Below are 16,854 nucleotides of genomic sequence, written 5' to 3' on the forward strand. Positions count from 1 at the left end.
CACTTCGAGATTGGCGAAATACAGCGTGTTTTCCGGGCTTGCTGGAGGGTCTGGCAGACGTAATATGGCAGCTACGCAACCTTCAGGGATTATCATGCCAAACAGCCTTTTTTCGCTTCCGGACCCGATCACCATCCCCGTTGTCGGCGCGGCAGCCGGATATCCCATTGGACGGATCTTCTGCGTCGGTCGAAATTATGCCGCCCATGCCGCAGAAATGGGGAATGAGGTGGATCGCGAGGCACCTTTCTACTTCACCAAATCCGCCCCGAACGCCGTACTCTCGGGTGCGACGGTTCCTTATCCTGCCGGGACCCAGAATTACCATCATGAGATGGAATTGGCATTGGCCATTGGAAAGCCCGTGTTTCGCGCCACCAGTGCGCAGGCGTGGGAAGCCGTTTATGCCTATGGCTGCGCCCTGGATATGACGCGCCGTGATCTGCAAATCCGCGAGCGCAACAAGCAGCGGCCCTGGGATCTGGGAAAGGACGTCGAAAACGGAGCGGTCTTTGCCCCGTTGACGCCAGCTGCCGACTGGATCCCGGAGGATGACAAACGCATTCAGCTAAGCGTAAACGGAGAGTTGCGCCAGAACGCGACCCTGGAGGAGCTGATCTGGAAGATCGACGAGATTGTCATGCACCTGTCCGGCTTTTACCGCCTGCGCCCCGGTGACCTGATCCTGACCGGTACACCGGCTGGTGTTGGCCCAGTCGTTGCAGGGGATGTTCTGACAGGTGAGATTGATGGGCTGGAGCCGGTCAAGTTGACTCTGTCAGACGCAGAATAGACCCTAAATAGGTTCTTTCAGCCAGTCCTTGGCGAACGTTACATGTTCCACACCAGCAAGTCGCCGCACCCGGTCCAGCTCGGCGTTCAGGCGTCGGGTACGGGCATCTGACCAGCGCAACCCGCGCTCGGGCCAGAGCGCTTTGACGTGCAGCAGATCACGATCGCGGTGGGCCTTCATATCGATACGGCCAATCATACGGTCGCCTTCGAGCAGCGGAAAAACGTAGTATCCATAAGTTCGTTTGGCCTCGGGGACGAAAACCTCGATGCGGTAATGAAAGCCGAACAGCCGCTCGGCCCGGTTGCGGTCGCGCAGCATGGGGTCAAACGGGCTGAGCACGCGAATGCGGCCTGGTGGCTGCGGTACTTCGGTCGTCAGATCTGGGCGTGCGAATGTCTTGCGCAAGCGCCCATCGGCACAGGTAACCTCGATTTCTTCAATGTCGCCACTTTCCAGCGCCGCTGCGCACCAGTCTTTTGCCTCAGCCGCGTTGACGGTGTCCCAGAAAGCCGCCAACTCTCCGGATGTTGCAAATCCCAGGCGGTCCAATGCGGCGTTGCACAGCCAATCCAGCGTCGCCTCGGCATCACAGGGCGTGCTGCCGGGGCAGAGATGTGTTTCAATCACGCGCTCTGTCAGATCATAGCGTTTCTGGAACCCATCCCGACCGACGACAGTGAGGGCACCCGAGCGCCACAGATACTCCAACGCGGTTTTCGATGGGTGCCAGTCCCACCACCCGCCCGAGCCCTTCTTTTCATCCTTGCCAACATCCGAGGACGACACCGCCCCATGGTCGCGGATGTGTTGCAGCACTGTGTCAAACTGCTGTTCGAACCCATCACGACGCCAGTCCTTCCACCGCGCCTTCAACATATCCGCATCCCGCTGAAAGCGCAGATGCCAATGCTGATAGAACTCCATCGGAATGACCGCCGCATCGTGCGTCCAATGCTCGAATAGCGCATTGTCCCTTTCATAGAGCCTTTTAAGATTGGCGCTGCGATAGGCGGGCCGGCGAGAGAACAGGATCATGTCGTGGGCACGGGCAACGGTGTTGATGCTGTCAAGCTGAACGAACCCAAGCCGGTGGATCAGGTCCAGAAGCGCGGAACCTTTGGCCGAGCCCGAGGGTCGTTCACCCAACGCGTGTCGGTCCATGAAGATGGCCCGTGCCGTCCGGTTGTCGAGCCTTTTCAGGGATGTGTTCATCGCCGTTTCAGCGTGTCACCATAACTGATCGTGGGGGTCAGAGTAACGCGTGTCTCGATCTCGGTATCAGGATTTTCCAGACGTTCGGCGATGATCTGGGCAGCTTGACGGCCGATTTCCAGACGACAGGCATCCATCGTCGCGAGTTTTCGGGGCAGGCCCTGCAAAAGCTCGACATTGTTAAAGCCTGCCAGGCCGATCTGTCCCGGAATATCGATACCCTGCTCCAGCAGGTACAGCAGACCACCGGCCCCGATCATATCGTTCGAGTAATACAGAAAATCCAGCTCGGGCGAGCGTTCCAGCATGGCCTGGGTCATCTCGCGCCCTTTGGCCAGGGCCGATCCACCGGAATAGAACTCGCGATCCTCGATCTCGATCCCGTGTTTGCCCAGCACTTCGGTAAAGCCTTCGAACCGCTTCCGTGCGCGGTGATCCAGCGGCATCTTGGTACCCATGAAACCGATATGTTGATATCCGGCCTTCAGGATAGCCTGCGCCATTTCGCGCCCCGCGCGGCGGTGTGAGATCCCCACCATCGCATCCACCGGCTTGCCATCCGTGTCCATGATCTCGACCACAGGAATACCCGCCGAATCCAGCATGGCGCGCGCGGCTTCGGTATGTTCAAGCCCCGCAATGATCACGCCAGAGGGCCGCCACGAGAGCATCTCGTACAGCACTTTTTCCTCTTTCTCGGGCAGATAATCGGTTACCCCGACCACGGGTTGCAATTCGGTGTCTTCCAACACCTGGTTGATGCCCGTCATCACCTCGGGGAAGACCATGTTCGAAAGCGAAGGGATGATCACCGCGATCAGATTAACCCGGCTGGACGCCAATGCGCCCGCGATCTTGTTGGGGACATAGCCAAGCTCTTTGGCGGCGGCCAGAACGCGGGTGCGGGTGGCATCAGACACATCCCCCCGGTTACGCAGAACCCGGCTTACCGTCATCTCGGATACTCCGGAAGCCTCCGACACATCACGAAGGGTAAGCGGGCGTTTGGTTTCACTGTTCACGGGAGGCACCTGCGTTGTTGTTTTGTCCGATGGTAGCGTGAACAGGTCGGTGTGTACAACAATTGTGCAAAGGCGATGACAACCCGGAAAATCCCGGTTACAGAGAGCCTGGCACGGCCCCGTGGCTCAACTGGATAGAGCAGCCCCCTCCTAAGGGGCAGGTTGCAGGTTCGAATCCTGCCGGGGTCACCAAAAATACAGGATAATATATCGGATACCGGGATTCAGCGGCCAGCGGTGTCGTCATGGTTTACTGAACATTGCGAAGGCATATGCCGAAACATGTAAAATTCGCGCCGTTCGATTTTCTATAACCTTGCGCAGCCCCGCCGATCAGATCGCCACCAATCATGGCGAGGGCGATTCAGTCTGTGAGGTATCGTTCAAAAACGGTCACGTCAGTGCGTCGGAGGTTTGGTCTGTCAGTTGGCCTGAAGTCAGCGCAGCAAGGGCCAACATTACGGACGCGGTGCCGAGGACCATTGGCAATCCTCCGATCTGATAAGTCAGGCCGGACAGAACCGTGCCGATCAGCCGGCCTGTTGCATTTGCCATGTAATAAAATCCGACATCCATTGTCACGCGTTCGGACCGGGTGAAAGCCAGGATCAGATAGGAATGCAGCGATGAATTCACCGCAAATATCGCTCCGAAGATCAGCAACCCAACCACAAGCGTTGTGGTCAGCCAGGTTTCAGGCCCATTTGACAGCGATACGGCGAATGTTAGAGCCGCAGGAACGCAGAAAAGGACAATCGCCCAATTACGTGCCGCGCGGATCAAATCGCCTTCGGTTCGATCCGCCGCACGAAGGATCTTTGGCGCGTAGGCCTGCACTGCGCCATAGAGGATGACCCACAGCGCCATGAATGTTCCGATCATGAAGAACGCGGAACGGTTGCCGTCGTCGGTGCCGTCCGACAGGGCGGCATAGAAATAGATCGGGATGCCGACCACGAACCAGACATCGCGGGCACCGAACAGAAAGACCCGCGCTGCGGATAGCCAGTTCACATTGGCGGATTTTGACAATATTTCCGAGAATTTCGCCCCTTTTCGCCCCTTCGGCAGGCCCGCTGGCATGAACAGAATAACTGCGAACAGGATCAGTGCCAGAACCGCCGCCATGGCCAGAATTGCCGTCATGAATCCCAACGTGGCCAGCATGGCCGCGCCCAACAGGAAACCCAGCCCTTTGACGGCATTTTTTGATCCGGTCAGCACCGCGACCCACCGAAACAGCCCTCCGCCCTCGGCCGGGGCCAGTAATTTGACTGATGATTTCGACGACATCTTGGCCAGATCCTTGGCCACTCCGCTTGCCCCCTGCACCATCATCGCAAAGCTGACCGAGGCGGTAACGGTCCAGTGCGGATCAAGCTGCGTCATGGCAAGCAACGCCACCACCTGCAGCCCCAATCCTGCATAAAGGGTGGACGTCAACCCGAACCGGGCGGCAATCCAGCCTGCGGCCAGGTTGGTGACGATCCCAGCAATCTCGTAAAGCACAAACAGATAGGCCAGCTGAACCGGTGAGAATCCCATGGTGTGAAAGTGCAGCAGCACCAACATCCTGAGCGCCCCGTCAGTCAGCATGAAGGCCCAATAAGCCGCCGTGACCGCGACATACGCCGACAGTCCTTCGGGCCGCTGGGTCACAGCGAGGACCCGACCATCAGCGCCACATCCACCAAGCGGTGCGCATAGCCCATCTCATTGTCGTACCACGCATAGATTTTCACCTGTGTCCCGTTTATCACCATGGTCGAGGGCGCATCGACGATCGAGGAGCGTTTGTCATTGGTGTAATCGGTGGATACCAGTGGGCGGGTCTCATAACCCAGAATACCCTTCAGATCACCCTCAGCCGCCGCTTTGAAGAGGGCGTTGACCTCGTCAACCGTGGTGGCCCGCTCAACTTCGAATACGCAATCGGTCAGCGAGGCGTTCAAAAGCGGCACCCTGACGGCGTGACCATTCAGACGCCCCTTGAGTTCGGGATAGATCAGCGTGATGGCGGTGGCCGAACCGGTGGTCGTCGGGATCAGTGAGTTGAGGGCCGACCGTGCGCGCCGCAAGTCTTTTGCGGGCCGATCAACGATTGTTTGCGTGTTGGTCACGTCATGGATCGTGGTCATCGACCCGTGGCGGATTCCCAGATTCTCGTGGATCACCTTGACCACCGGCGCCAGGCAATTCGTTGTGCACGAGGCCGCTGTCACAATTTTATGAGTCGCGGGGTCGTATGTGCCGTCATTCACACCGACAACGATATTGGCCGTCGGGCCGTCTTTGACCGGGGCCGAGACGACGACCTTCTTCACCCCGGCATCAAAATACGGGGCCAGCTTGGCCTCGGTCTTGAACACGCCCGTACAGTCGATCACGACGTCGACGCCATCCAGCGGCAGGGTGTTCTGGTCTTTCGTGCCGATGAACGGCAGGCGGGTTCCATTCACAGTGATGCTGTCGGCATCAAAGCTGAATTCTGCATCCCAACGCCCGTGTACCGTGTCGAACTCCAACAGATGCGCGTGCATCTGGGGGTCGCCGACGGCATCGTTGATCCAGGCAATCTTTGCCCCCTGTTCCAAGAGTGGCTTCAGGGCCAGTTTCCCCATTCGGCCAAGGCCGTTCAAAGCATAAGTCGTCATGTCGCATCCTCAAGTGGCGACCGCGCGATTTCATCAACGGCGGATTGCAGTGCGATCCGGTCCAGGCTTTCAACCGGCAGCGATGTAAAGGCTTGAATCCGACGCTTCAGCGCGCCGTACGCGTTTTGAAAGGCCAGGCTTTTCTCGGCATCGGTGCCTTCTGCCTTGACTGGATCCGCCATGCCCCAGTGACCGCTGATCGGCTGGCCTTCCCAGGCGGGGCATTCTTCGTTCGCAGCTTGATTGCAGACCGTAAAGACGAAATCCATTTCAGGCGCGCCCGACCCCGAGAACTCGGATACATTCTTTGAGCGGAGCGCCGAAGTATCGTGCCCCTTGTCTTGCAGAACCCGAATTGCAAACGGGTTGAGTTCGGAAAACGGTCGTATGCCGGCCGAATACACATTGAACCGATCCCCGCCGATATCCCGCAAAAGGGATTCGGCAAAGATCGACCGGGCAGAATTACCCACGCAAATGAATAACACGTTGAATTTTCGGTCAGCCATGGTTTCACGTCCTTTGGCTAAGGGCATGCAAAGATCGGGTCGGCCACGGCAGCAATCCACGAGCAGGAAATCGAACATGTGCTGCACGTTCTTCATTTCAACCGAATAGAGCAGTGACGTCCCGGAGCGTTCCTGCTTGACCAGCCCGGATCGCTGCAACGCGTTGAGATAGTTCGACAAGGTGCTGGGTTTGATCCCCAGTTCCGACGCCAGTTCCCCCGCCGAAACAGTGTCGGGATACCGTCGCATCAACATGCGAAACACGGTGATACGTTGTGGGTGGCCAAGGATGGCCAGTTGATCGATTACTTCTGTTATCATATTTCATGAATTATGGAATTATAGGTATGAAGTCAAAACGACTTTTGCGTCGTTACAAAAATTTCACAAACTGGAAGCTCGCCCCAATGGATTGATCATTGGCCCAATACCTCGACGACAACATCTGGTGAAAAGAGCGGAAAGGCCCGAACGGACACAACTGGTCTTGCAGGCTTCAGGCTGACAGTTTAAATGAGCCATCTCATCCGGCAGAGACCAGTTTCGGATGACTCAAGGCGCCGCTGTAGCTCAGCTGGTAGAGCACGTCATTCGTAATTAGCGGGTCCCCGCGAGAATGACTTGCAAAAACAAGGGGTTCGCGGCAAAGACATGGAACTAGTAGGGTCATAGTAGGGCCTGAAAGCCTCAATAGCTCAGCTGGTAGAGCAGGTCCTTCGTAAGGACAAGGTCGGGGGTTCGAGTCCCTCTTGAGGCACCACTTCCCCAAATGAAAACAGACGCTTACTGTGTTTCGCGGTAAGCAAGCTCGCTCAGAGCGAGTCTTAGAATACTTTCGACGCATTCATAGCGCTTAGTTTCAAACCAAATGCCGGTTAGGCCTAGGCCCGCAAGGAAAGCGTTTCGACTCCTCAGCTCCTCCAAGCTTTCTGGACAGGACTCAACGACGAAATGCTGCGGTAGGTCGTCTCCATGGTGGCTTGCCTTGATAGCTTTAAAGACCTGGATGGTCCGGTCGTTGTGTAGGCTGCATCCTAGGAACAGAAGACTATTGTTCCGAAAGTAGTAGTCGAGCAGCTTTGGTATGGGCAAGGAAAGATCGATCTCGCCTGTGCCATAAGCGGCGTCATACTGGTCGTTACTGAGAACGCAGTGACCGGGGCGGCGAATGTCACCGTGCAACTTGACCACCGTTGTCTTTTTTGGGTCTGGGAACTCCGCCGCATTCTCCCCGGTGATGATCTGCACAGGTTCTGGATTGCCGGTTTCGAAAGCCTGTTCGATCAGCCGGTCGTAGTTCGTTGTGACGACGGTATCAGAGAAGAGTTCCGCGAGACGAAACACGACATCAGGTATCGTACCGTTGCGATCGAATTCGTCCCGGATGTCTTGAACGAAGACCTCTCGCCCCCGCAGAGCCACGATTTGTTCGATGACGCCCTCGTACTGGCCCGCGTCAAGCAAGGCCTGCACGGCTTCCCGTTCCAGACCGGCCGTTTCTGCTTGGTGCCACAAGTGCCCCTCCCAGGACGAAAAACCACCGGGCACGGAAAGCCCTGCGCCAACGAAAGGAAGTGTGTCCTTTGTTGCCAAACGGCCCAAGAGTTGATCAAAGCGCCGCTGGTTCAGTTCGAACCAGTGGTTGTCGTCACCCTCGGCAGGAAAGGTGTCCGCGAAGAACTGCTCGCACAGGATTTCATGCCGCCTTTCCTTTCTGTATTCCCGGAACGCCTGGTCATAGGCTTCGCGGTCTCCGGCGAAGAACGCCTTGCTGGGATCGGTAAGCTTGGCAAGCCCGAATTCGTCCCGGACTTTTTCTCCGTCCTCGCTGTTCAGCCACTCGTTGAAGTCAGAGAATTTCTCAAAATGGTTGTGTTTATCCTCATCACACCAAATTTTGTGATCTTGCAGCATTGAAATATGCCTTATGCCGCGATTTCTGAGGCTTGCCTGACAAGACCGTCAGCCAAGTTTAATTTGGTGTCTTGTGCCTGCTTCAAACTTGATGCCAAGCTGTCGCAAATCGCGTCAAGTTGCTGGACCTTATCCACGATTCGATCTTGTTCCTCGATTGATGGGAAAGGTATGGCAAGCGGCTTCAACTTAGAGGCTTTGATTCCCTTTGCGGTCATTCCCGTGCCGTTTCTGTCGATCATTTCTTGGACGGGTTTAGAGCGAATAGCTATTTCGATGTATTTTGTATTTATCTGCGATATTGGCTGAAGGCAGATCACGCGCTGTGCAAGTGCGAATGGCTCATCGATGTCGTTGATGCAGACGTTTGCTAACGGAGCCTCGGTTGTGAAGAACAGGTCTCCGATCCGTGGGAAACCTCTCGTCATCCATTCTGCGTAAGTCGAATCCGACACATACTCGCGCGGTTCTCGGTTCAATTGCCCCATTCGGACGTTCTTTGCCGTAATCAGTGGAGTTCCGCTCTCAGTCTTCTTAGGGGTTCTTCCCCGGTAGTCGATAAATAGAAACAGCTCGTCGAAACTGGCTGCTGACCAACTAGCGGGAAGCGGCGCTCGATACTCTTCAGTGAGCGTATTTGCGCACTTTTTCAGGCGTGCATCACCAGTTTCTTTTTGCAGCTCAGAGCGAGCCGCAAGATTTTTTTGCAGGAATTCATTCGGGTCTGTGTCAGACTCAAAGGTCTTCGAGAGCAGGCCTCGGACAGCCCATTCCAATATCGCTTCACGTAGTGACATGATGCTCTCTTCAGTCGTGAACAGAGCATCGAAATTGGCTTCTAGGCGGGCCCAGTTCTGGGTGAGGTCCTCGGGGGTTTGGCTGTTTGTGAGAGCCGCAAGGCAGGTTTCCACGAGAGCCTGATGCGCCTTGAGGCTGTCTTCGGCTTGCGCCTCCAACGTATCGCAAAGCCCCATCAGCTCATCAACCTTGGCCACGATGCGGTGCTGTTCAGCGGTCGGAGGAAGAGCAATTGGAGTGTCAGCGAAATACCATCGCGGAACGCGTTTTTGACCGGCTGAGCCGGTCATCACAGCCTTCCCATTCTCTAAAAAGGACGGGGCCTTCAGATGAAGCAGGATAAACCGCGGAACGACTTCTTGGGAATAAGGTCTGGCGACATGAAGTTCAGTTGTGCCGGCTCCAACGCCATTGTGCAAATTCGAGAATACCGCGGCTTTGCTGTTCTCGAAACAGGGCGTGATCTTTGCCAAGGCGATATCACCATCAGCAAAGTGCGTGTATGACTTCTTGATCTCGCCCCAGCGCCTTTCGGCATGATGATGTTCGCCGGTATGGCTTGTATGGATATCTGGCATCGGGACAAATGAGGCGAGAGTACTGTCTTCGACGTCGTTGCGCGGGCTGATTTCAGCCAATGAGCTGAGGCGTGTCCATGCCCACCCATTTGGCAGCAAGAACCGAAATTCTTCCTCCGCGACTGGTGAGACACCCTTTTTATTCTTTGCTTTCTTTTGCTTCACAAGGTCTAGGCGGGATTGCTCGATGGCCTCGAGCAAATCGGTCGAATTACCCTCTTCCGGATCTTGGGGCACCAGTTTGCCTTGCACCGCAAGTTCCAAGATCAGGTCCCGCAACTTCTTGATGCCATAGAGGCTGATCCCTCCACCATTCCCGCGCCCGGCACCGGACTTCTTCTCGATAGCTGAGGTCCAGATGTCCAAATGCTCGGTGATCAGCTGGTTCACGTCCGTCATGCGTGCGCCCCGTTCAGTGCGTCGGACAAGATCGTCTTCAGTTGGTCACGTAGCGCCTGGATCTCATTTTGCGTGGTTGCGAAGTTTTCCAGCAGTTCGTCCGGGTCGTGATTGATCACATCGCCAACGTGCGGGTTCTTCAGGTCGAAGTTGTAGCCCCGGGCCGCGAGATCTTCAGCGCTGATTTTCCAGGCCTGATCAGTCTCGAAACGCGCTTGGAACCCATCGGTCTCATCACCCCACCAGTCGATCTCTGTCTGAAATTCCTCAAACTTCATCGGCCTGGTTTTGTTGTAGCTGGTCACACCCTCTGGATATGGGTGCTCGTAGAACCAGACATCCTTGGTCGGCGTGCCTTTGGTGAAGAACAGGATGTTGGTCTTGATGCTCGTGTAAGGGGCAAAGACCCCGTTTGGCAGGCGAACGATGGTGTGCAGGTTCGCCTCTTCCAGAAGGGCCTGTTTGAGCCGTGATTTCATCCCCTCGCCAAAGAAGAACCCGTCTGGCAAGACGACGGCGGCACGACCGTTGGTTTTCAGAAGCCGCAAAATCAGCGCCATGAACAGATCGGCGGTTTCCCGTGTGCGGTAATGGGAGGGGAAGTTGTTTTCGATCCCATCTTCTTCCATCCCACCAAAGGGCGGGTTGGTGACGATAACGTTCACACGGTCCTTTTCGCTGTAGTCCTTATACGGGCGTTCCAGGGTGTTCCCGTGAACGATGCTAGAGGGCGTGTCGATCCCGTGCAGGATCATGTTTGTCACGCAGAGCATGTGTGGGAGGGCTTTTTTCTCGACACCTCGGATCGATCCCTGCAGGACTTCTTCGTCGACAGCTGATTTGACGTATTTTGCCCGCTTGTGGTCAACGACGCAGGCAAGAAAACCTCCTGTCCCGCACGCGGGATCAAGCACGGTTTCATCCAGTTCAGGGTCTACTCGGTTTACAATGAACCGGGTGACGGCTCTAGGAGTGTAGAACTCGCCTGCATTTCCAGCGCTCTGCAGGTCCTTCAAAATCTGTTCGTAGATGCTGCCGAACGTGTGTCGGTCTGCAGTGTTGTTGAAGTTGATCTCACAGATTTTGTTAACGACCTGACGCATCAAGGTACCGGACTTCATATAGTTGTAGGCATCCTCAAACACCCCGCGTATCACCTGCGCTCGCGCGGCTTGCGGCCCATGTGTAGGTAATTTTTCCTTCAGCGTGGGAAATAGCTGAAGGTTAACGAAATCTGACATTGCGTCGCCAGTGATACCCTCCGGGTCCTTTGCCCACGAGCGCCAGCGGATATGTTCGGGAAGAGGTGATTGGTAATCATCCTCCAACAACTCCATTTCGGCTTCGCGATCATCAAAAATCTTGAGGAAAAACATCCAAACCATTTGCCCGATGCGCTGTGCATCGCCATCAACACCCACGTCTTTGCGCATGATGTCTTGAATAGATTTAATGATGCCGGATACGTCACTCATTTATGCGTCTGCCTGTTTGTAGATTTCTTGTTCAAGCTCTCTCAGGGCTTGTTCGTACTCGTCTTTACCTCCGAACACATCATTGATGATTTCAACGGGTGTTCCGATTGAATCGAAGGGCTGAAGGCGTAGCACTTTCGCACTTTCGATGGTGGTGATGCCTTCGTCTGCATACTTGTCCAACAAAGCCGACAAGACAGCCCGAGCTTGTTCACCATACTTCGTGAAATAGTCCCGCTTCGTCACGTTTAAGGCACGCTCCTTTCGCGTCAGCGGCGGCTGTTCATACGCAACATGACACAACAGATCGAAGTCACCGAAATCTTTACCAACCTCAGCTGCAAGGTTCTCGAGAAGCACGCCATGTTCTTCGAGTTCTTCGATGATGGCCTTTTTCTTGTCAGCATCGTTCCAAGTCCGGATGAAGTCGTCGAGAGACGCGTACTCCGAAAGAACCTGCTTCCGCGCGAAGTCCTTGTAGGATTCTGTGATCAGGTTTCCATCTGGCCCTAGATACTCAATCCGTTCTGCGATGATATTTGCGTCTACCCCGCTGACACGAATCTTGGTCGAGCCAACTGGATCGTCGCCGCCAGGACCGTCGTCATCGTCGTCGGGACCATCTGGTGGATCGGGCGGAACAGGGTCGTCATCGTCGCCTGGTGTGTAGATAACGACAGGGTCACCATCAAAATCAGGGTCCCGAAATAGGTCGGTAGCCCCTTTGAAATCCATAATCGTGAAGAAATACTTGTTGTGCTCCTCATCGATCCGCGTCCCCCGTCCGATAATCTGTTTAAAGGTGGTCATCGAAGAGATGGTTTTGTCTAGAACGATGATCTTGCAGGTCTTGGCGTCCACGCCTGTTGTTAGGAGTTCTGAGGTAGTTGCGATAACTGGGAACTTGCTTTCTGGATCGATAAAATTGTCCAGCTCTGCCTTGCCCTCCACGCTATCACCAGTGATGCGCATCACATATTTTGGATTGTCGAGAGCTAGCTCACCGGCTGCGTTAACAATCGCTTTTCGCATGCGTTCTGCATGGTCAATGTCCTCGCAAAATATGATCGTTTTGGAGAACGGATCGGTAGCCCTCAGAAGTTGCATTACGCGATTTGCAACGAGTTTCGTCCGCTGGTTTAGGACGAGAATTCTGTCCATATCCTGCCGATTGTACTCGCGCTCATCGATTTCTGCGCCCAGGTCATCGGTCATACCGGGTGGCGGTCTCCAACCTTCGATGTCCCGATCGATGTCAATCTTGACGACCTTGTATGGCGCTAGAAAGCCATCATCGATGCCCTGTTTTAGGCTGTACGTGTAAACCGGCTCTCCGAAGTATTCAGTGCTAGAGACATACTTCGTCTCCTTAGGTGTTGCGGTTAGACCGATCTGGATGGCACCCGAGAAATACTCGAGGATTTCTCGCCATGCAGCATCAGCTGCGGCGCTGCCCCGGTGGCACTCATCGATCACGATGAGATCGAAGAAATCTTGGGAAACAGACTTGAAAATCTTGTCGCTTTCGTCTGGACCGGTCAGTGCCTGATAGAGCCCAAGGTGTATCTCGTATGACGGATCAATCTTCCTGTTGCGCACCTTAGTCATCACGCTTCCGAACGGTTTGAAGTCGTTGACCAGTGTCTGGTCTACAAGAACGTTGCGGTCAGCTAGGAACAGAATTCGCTTCGCTTCACCTGCTTTCCAAAGCCGCCAGATGATCTGAAACGTCGTGTAAGTCTTCCCTGTTCCCGTCGCCATGACCAAGAGCGCACGCTTCTTATCATTAGCGATCGCCTCAATGGTCCGGTTGATCGCCTCAACCTGGTAGTAACGTGGCTCTTTGCCGGATGCGTCTTCGTGGTAGGGCTGGAGAACAAGTGCTTCGTCCTCATCCTTGATCCCACGGAAACTCTTGTAGCGCTTCCAGAGAACATCAGGTGCTGGGAAGTCTGCCAGAGAAAACTCGGTTTCGATGTCTTCACCGGTCTCGGGCACTTTGTTGTGCCCAGCAAACGCATCGCCGTTTGAACTGAAGGCGCTTGGAATTTCTAGGATTTCCGCATAGCCCAGCGCTTGCTGTATGCCGTGGCTAACACCGACGTTGTTATCTTTGGCCTCAACGACCCCGACTGGGACCGAGGGCTCCCAGGATAGAACGTAGTCCGCGAATTTCTTCTTCTTTTTGTTCCGTGAAGACAAGTTCCCACGGACTACCACGGGTCCGGGTGTTAGCGTGACCTCTCGACGGATTTGCGTCATTGGGTCCCAACCCGCATCGCGAATAGCCGGCGAAATGAAAAGATCGCAAATGTCGCTTTCGCTTAATTTCTTTTTCTCGCTGTCGTCCATGATAGCGACCTTTTGGGCTATTTCTTCAATGGGATGGCACCAGCATACCGTTTGAGTTGAAATCTGCTAGTTGAAACTTGGGTTTAGCCACCGACCCGATGCGGGTAAAGCTACTTGGATGAACTTTGTTTTTTATGACTCCGAAACCACCGGCACGGACACGACGTTCGACCAGATCCTGCAGTTCGCAGCGATCCTCACTGATGCTGACCTCAACGAACTCGACCGCTTCGAAACCCGCTGCCGCCTTCTGCCTCATGTGATCCCAGCGCCCGGTGCTTTGCTCGCCACACGTGTGAGCCCAGAGATGATGACGGACTCCAGCCTGCCTTCGCATTACGAAATGATGCTTCGGATTACTGAGAAGTTGCGCGCGTGGTCTCCCGCAGTATTTACCGGCTACAACACCCTCTCCTTCGATGAACCCTTGCTGCGCCAAGCATTCTACCAAACGCTACAGCCGGTTTATCTGACCAATACCAACGGCAACCAACGGGCGGATGTGCTGCGTCTGGCCCAGGCCACCGCAGCATTGGCCCCCAACGCTATGGCCGTGCCCATTAGCGCCAAAGGCAAGCCAACCCTGCGTCTCGATACACTGGCACCGGCCAACGGTTTCGCGCATGAAAACGCCCATGACGCTTTGGTGGATGTGGAGGCAACTATTTACATGGCGCGGCTGATCCGTGACAGCGCACCTGCTATTTGGAATTCCTTGCTGCCGCTGGTGGTCAAGGGCGAGGTCGCTAGTCGACTGGGCTCCGGTGAACCCAAGTGCATCGTCGAGTATCACATGGGGGTGCCGTCCGTTCGTGCCGTTGTCGGCTGTGGCCACCATCCAAAAAACCAAACCATGCAGGCTGCGTTTGATCTGCGTCGAGATCCAGCAGAAGTCTTGAACTTAAGTGAGGCAGAACTGTTGGAAGAGACGAAGGGACCCAACCGGGCGCTCCGCACCATCTACTCAAACAAATTGCCAGCATTGGTCGACGTAGCCCTAGCGCAAAACCTGCCAGCCGATATTGGCTTGCCGATGGCTGAGATCGTCCGCCGGGCCGCTGTGGTGTCCGCTGACGTTCAGTTTGCTGCGCGGGTGGGCAAGGCAATGGAACAGCGCTACCCGCCCTTCGAGCCAGCGGAGATCGTCGAGCAGCGCATGTATGAAGGTTTCCCAAGCCGTACCGACGGAAACCGAATGCAGGCGTTCCACGAGGCCGAGTGGCCCGAACGAGCGGAAATCGCCGAGTCCTTTGGTGACGACAGATACCGCGAACTGGCGCGGCGCATTGTGTTTGCGAATGCTCCAGATGCTTTGTCGACTGCGCGTCACAAACAGCTGCAAGCTTGGCTGAACAACCGCCGTCACGGGCGTGACGGTGTCGAAGCCGGGCGAACTTTGGCAGACGCAATGTCAGACCTGGAACAAGTTGAAAAAGAATACCCAGAAGGCAGTGAACCAATTACCGCCATAAAGCATTGGCTTGAAGCATTCTGAGTGCACTCGAGTTTGCTGGGCATAACACCAATTGGAAAACGCAGTTTTTGTACCGCCCTGAGGCCAAAACCAAACCCGGTAAACCCGTCAAACCCGGGCGCGACCTACTGCTCTAGGTTTGACAGCATTTTGCGGCGAACGGCCCTGTTGGGCGTTCCACAAGCATCGGGCTTACTCCGTTTGGCCGCTGGGGGGCCGCGCAAGGCCTTTGCGCCAATTTGGCACCCCCCGTACCTTATTTGTACGCTTCATGTGGCCCTGTGGGGCTGCGTGCGCTTCTTGGTTGCCGTCTGCTATGTTTCTATGGCGTGGCTTGAGTTGTCGCAATTTAGCTTGCCCAAAGCTTGGGATCTTACTGACTTGGTTTCGCTACTTGCTGTGACTGCCTGCTGAAATACCAGAACTATTGTAGAGCCACTTAATATTATGCTGGAAGTTCTCGTAACGCATTAAAAAGGTTAGATGTTTAGTGCGTTTATGGGGCAATAAATAGTAAATGGCACATGACACTACTGGCTGCATGTTGCCAGCCGTGGTGTGCAGCCCAGGCCGCTGGCCCAGTGGTGTCATGTGCCACTTATTATTATATTTTTATTATTATTATATTAATTAATAATAACAATAGCTTACGGATTTCACCGGATGGGCGGCTGCCTTCACTGGCATAACTGGGCGGTTTTCCAATTGGGCGCTTTGCGGGCGCCCAAAATCTCTATGTAGGTACCTTAGTAGGTGTGGATCTATGCAAAACTGCGAAGGATTGGGCGTTCTCTTTCAACTGGGCGAATACCTTGGTCCTTGAGTTCGTAATTCGACCAAACTGCTGGCCAATCGAACTCTCGTATGGATTCGCGTACAACTGGCTGCGTCATTGGCTCCCAAAACAATGAAGCAAGGTCCTGATCATCGGTTTCTACGAGTTCATTCAATGCCTCTTCTACTTCATTGCGCTTATCGGCTAAAACAACGCGTCGAAGCCAGATGCAGATCATCCATTCGAGGCCATATTCCAATTCTTTTGGGTTCTTGAACAAGTAGATCATACATGCCTTGGGGTTCGCCTTAGTCTTCCCCTTCAGTTTGCGAGGGTCATACGCAACGGCTTGGAGAATAGTCGATCCAAGGTTTCTTTTGGTGACTATGGCCTGATCCCAAAACAGATACGCGTGCAGCTCTGATATGGGCGTTCCATTCACAAACTCCTTCCTTACCCAGCGGTAGAGTTTTGTTTGGCAGATTATATTTTTTTCACAGTAAACATCATACTGTGACTCTGGCGATGAAATGTGGGTCCTGAACGCGAGCTTTTCTCCATTTTCGTCAAAGAGCGGCCGCCGAGGTTGATGCTGATTAGGATAGTTCATGTCTTCAGTCCTTATGTGTATGAAACCATAGCTGTCGATCGATTTGACCTGGGCGAGTTTGAAATCGGATGTATCAAACTGCCTTCCTGCAGTTCGGCTCGTGTAATGGGCCATTTGCCGGGATCGATGCGCCGAAGGCTGTCAGTGGTTCGTTTGCTGTTTTGATTGAGTGGTTTCTACGTCATGCGCAGAAAGCCAAGCGTCAACGTCTTCCCACCGATACCAGACAATGCCACAGGGTTTTGTGTATCTCAGGCCGGTGCCGTTGGATCGCATCTTTTCCCAA

At 54.7% G+C, this 16,854-nt stretch carries 12 protein-coding genes and 2 tRNA genes; 4 read left to right on the forward strand and 10 right to left on the reverse strand.

Translation table 11 applies throughout. The annotated features are described in order from the left end of the window. Positions 1-94 precede the first annotated feature (94 nt). Positions 95-793 carry a fumarylacetoacetate hydrolase family protein gene (locus ACR0J7_RS07875; protein WP_480831938.1) on the forward strand — a complete coding sequence of 233 codons (699 nt, stop codon included), beginning with the start codon at positions 95-97 and terminating at the stop codon, positions 791-793. A gap of 3 nt (positions 794-796) precedes the next feature. Here the strand turns inward: ACR0J7_RS07875 and ACR0J7_RS07880 are convergent, their stop codons facing one another. Beyond that, a complete protein-coding gene (locus ACR0J7_RS07880; RefSeq protein ID WP_480913776.1) occupies positions 797-2,008 on the reverse strand; it encodes a winged helix-turn-helix domain-containing protein in 1,212 nt (403 codons plus the stop codon). Further along, positions 2,005-3,030 (reverse strand): LacI family DNA-binding transcriptional regulator, encoded by a 1,026-nt coding sequence (locus ACR0J7_RS07885; RefSeq protein ID WP_267366879.1) that lies wholly within the window; start codon positions 3,028-3,030, stop codon positions 2,005-2,007. Before ACR0J7_RS07885 ends, ACR0J7_RS07880 begins: the two co-directional genes overlap by 4 nt. 115 nt (positions 3,031-3,145) lie before the next feature. On the opposite strand from ACR0J7_RS07885, the gene ACR0J7_RS07890 reads away from it, so the two are divergent. Further along, positions 3,146-3,222: transfer RNA gene (locus ACR0J7_RS07890), tRNA-Arg, on the forward strand. A 201-nt stretch (positions 3,223-3,423) separates the two neighbouring features. Here ACR0J7_RS07890 and arsJ read toward each other — a convergent pair. Genes arsJ through ACR0J7_RS07905 form a run of 3 tightly spaced genes read right to left on the reverse strand, consistent with a single transcriptional unit; the run spans position 3,424 to position 6,514 of the window. Further along, positions 3,424-4,689, reverse strand: coding sequence for an organoarsenical effux MFS transporter ArsJ (gene arsJ, locus ACR0J7_RS07895; protein WP_480913778.1), 1,266 nt, complete (start codon positions 4,687-4,689; stop codon positions 3,424-3,426). Beyond that, a complete protein-coding gene (locus ACR0J7_RS07900; RefSeq protein WP_480487022.1) occupies positions 4,686-5,684 on the reverse strand; it encodes an ArsJ-associated glyceraldehyde-3-phosphate dehydrogenase in 999 nt (332 codons plus the stop codon). Before ACR0J7_RS07900 ends, arsJ begins: the two co-directional genes overlap by 4 nt. After that, positions 5,681-6,514 (reverse strand): arsenate reductase/protein-tyrosine-phosphatase family protein, encoded by an 834-nt coding sequence (locus ACR0J7_RS07905; protein ID WP_480913780.1) that lies wholly within the window; start codon positions 6,512-6,514, stop codon positions 5,681-5,683. Before ACR0J7_RS07905 ends, ACR0J7_RS07900 begins: the two co-directional genes overlap by 4 nt. Positions 6,515-6,877: 363 nt before the next feature. Between ACR0J7_RS07905 and ACR0J7_RS07910 the strand changes: the two genes are divergently transcribed. Then, a tRNA-Thr gene (locus ACR0J7_RS07910) sits at positions 6,878-6,953 on the forward strand. A 23-nt stretch (positions 6,954-6,976) separates the two neighbouring features. Here ACR0J7_RS07910 and ACR0J7_RS07915 read toward each other — a convergent pair. Genes ACR0J7_RS07915 through hsdR form a run of 4 tightly spaced genes read right to left on the reverse strand, consistent with a single transcriptional unit; the run spans position 6,977 to position 13,709 of the window. Beyond that, a complete protein-coding gene (locus tag ACR0J7_RS07915; RefSeq protein ID WP_480913782.1) occupies positions 6,977-8,107 on the reverse strand; it encodes an SIR2 family NAD-dependent protein deacylase in 1,131 nt (376 codons plus the stop codon). An 11-nt stretch (positions 8,108-8,118) separates the two neighbouring features. Beyond that, a complete protein-coding gene (locus ACR0J7_RS07920) occupies positions 8,119-9,882 on the reverse strand; it encodes a restriction endonuclease subunit S (protein ID WP_480913784.1) in 1,764 nt (587 codons plus the stop codon). Next, positions 9,879-11,357, reverse strand: a complete 1,479-nt coding sequence (locus tag ACR0J7_RS07925; protein ID WP_480913786.1) for a class I SAM-dependent DNA methyltransferase — start codon at positions 11,355-11,357, stop codon at positions 9,879-9,881. The genes ACR0J7_RS07920 and ACR0J7_RS07925 overlap by 4 nt, the downstream gene beginning before the upstream one ends. Further along, positions 11,358-13,709 carry an EcoAI/FtnUII family type I restriction enzme subunit R gene (hsdR, locus tag ACR0J7_RS07930; RefSeq protein WP_480913788.1) on the reverse strand — a complete coding sequence of 784 codons (2,352 nt, stop codon included), beginning with the start codon at positions 13,707-13,709 and terminating at the stop codon, positions 11,358-11,360. It lies immediately after the preceding gene. A gap of 70 nt (positions 13,710-13,779) precedes the next feature. Between hsdR and ACR0J7_RS07935 the strand changes: the two genes are divergently transcribed. Beyond that, positions 13,780-15,204: an exonuclease domain-containing protein gene (locus ACR0J7_RS07935; RefSeq protein ID WP_480913790.1), complete on the forward strand. Its 1,425-nt coding sequence runs from the start codon at positions 13,780-13,782 to the stop codon at positions 15,202-15,204. 740 nt (positions 15,205-15,944) lie between these two features. On the opposite strand, the gene ACR0J7_RS07940 is transcribed toward ACR0J7_RS07935, so the two are convergent. After that, positions 15,945-16,568 carry a hypothetical protein gene (locus tag ACR0J7_RS07940; RefSeq protein WP_480913791.1) on the reverse strand — a complete coding sequence of 208 codons (624 nt, stop codon included), beginning with the start codon at positions 16,566-16,568 and terminating at the stop codon, positions 15,945-15,947. Between the last annotated feature and the right edge of the window lie 286 nt (positions 16,569-16,854).

Source organism: Ruegeria sp. O4 (assembly GCF_056535125.1).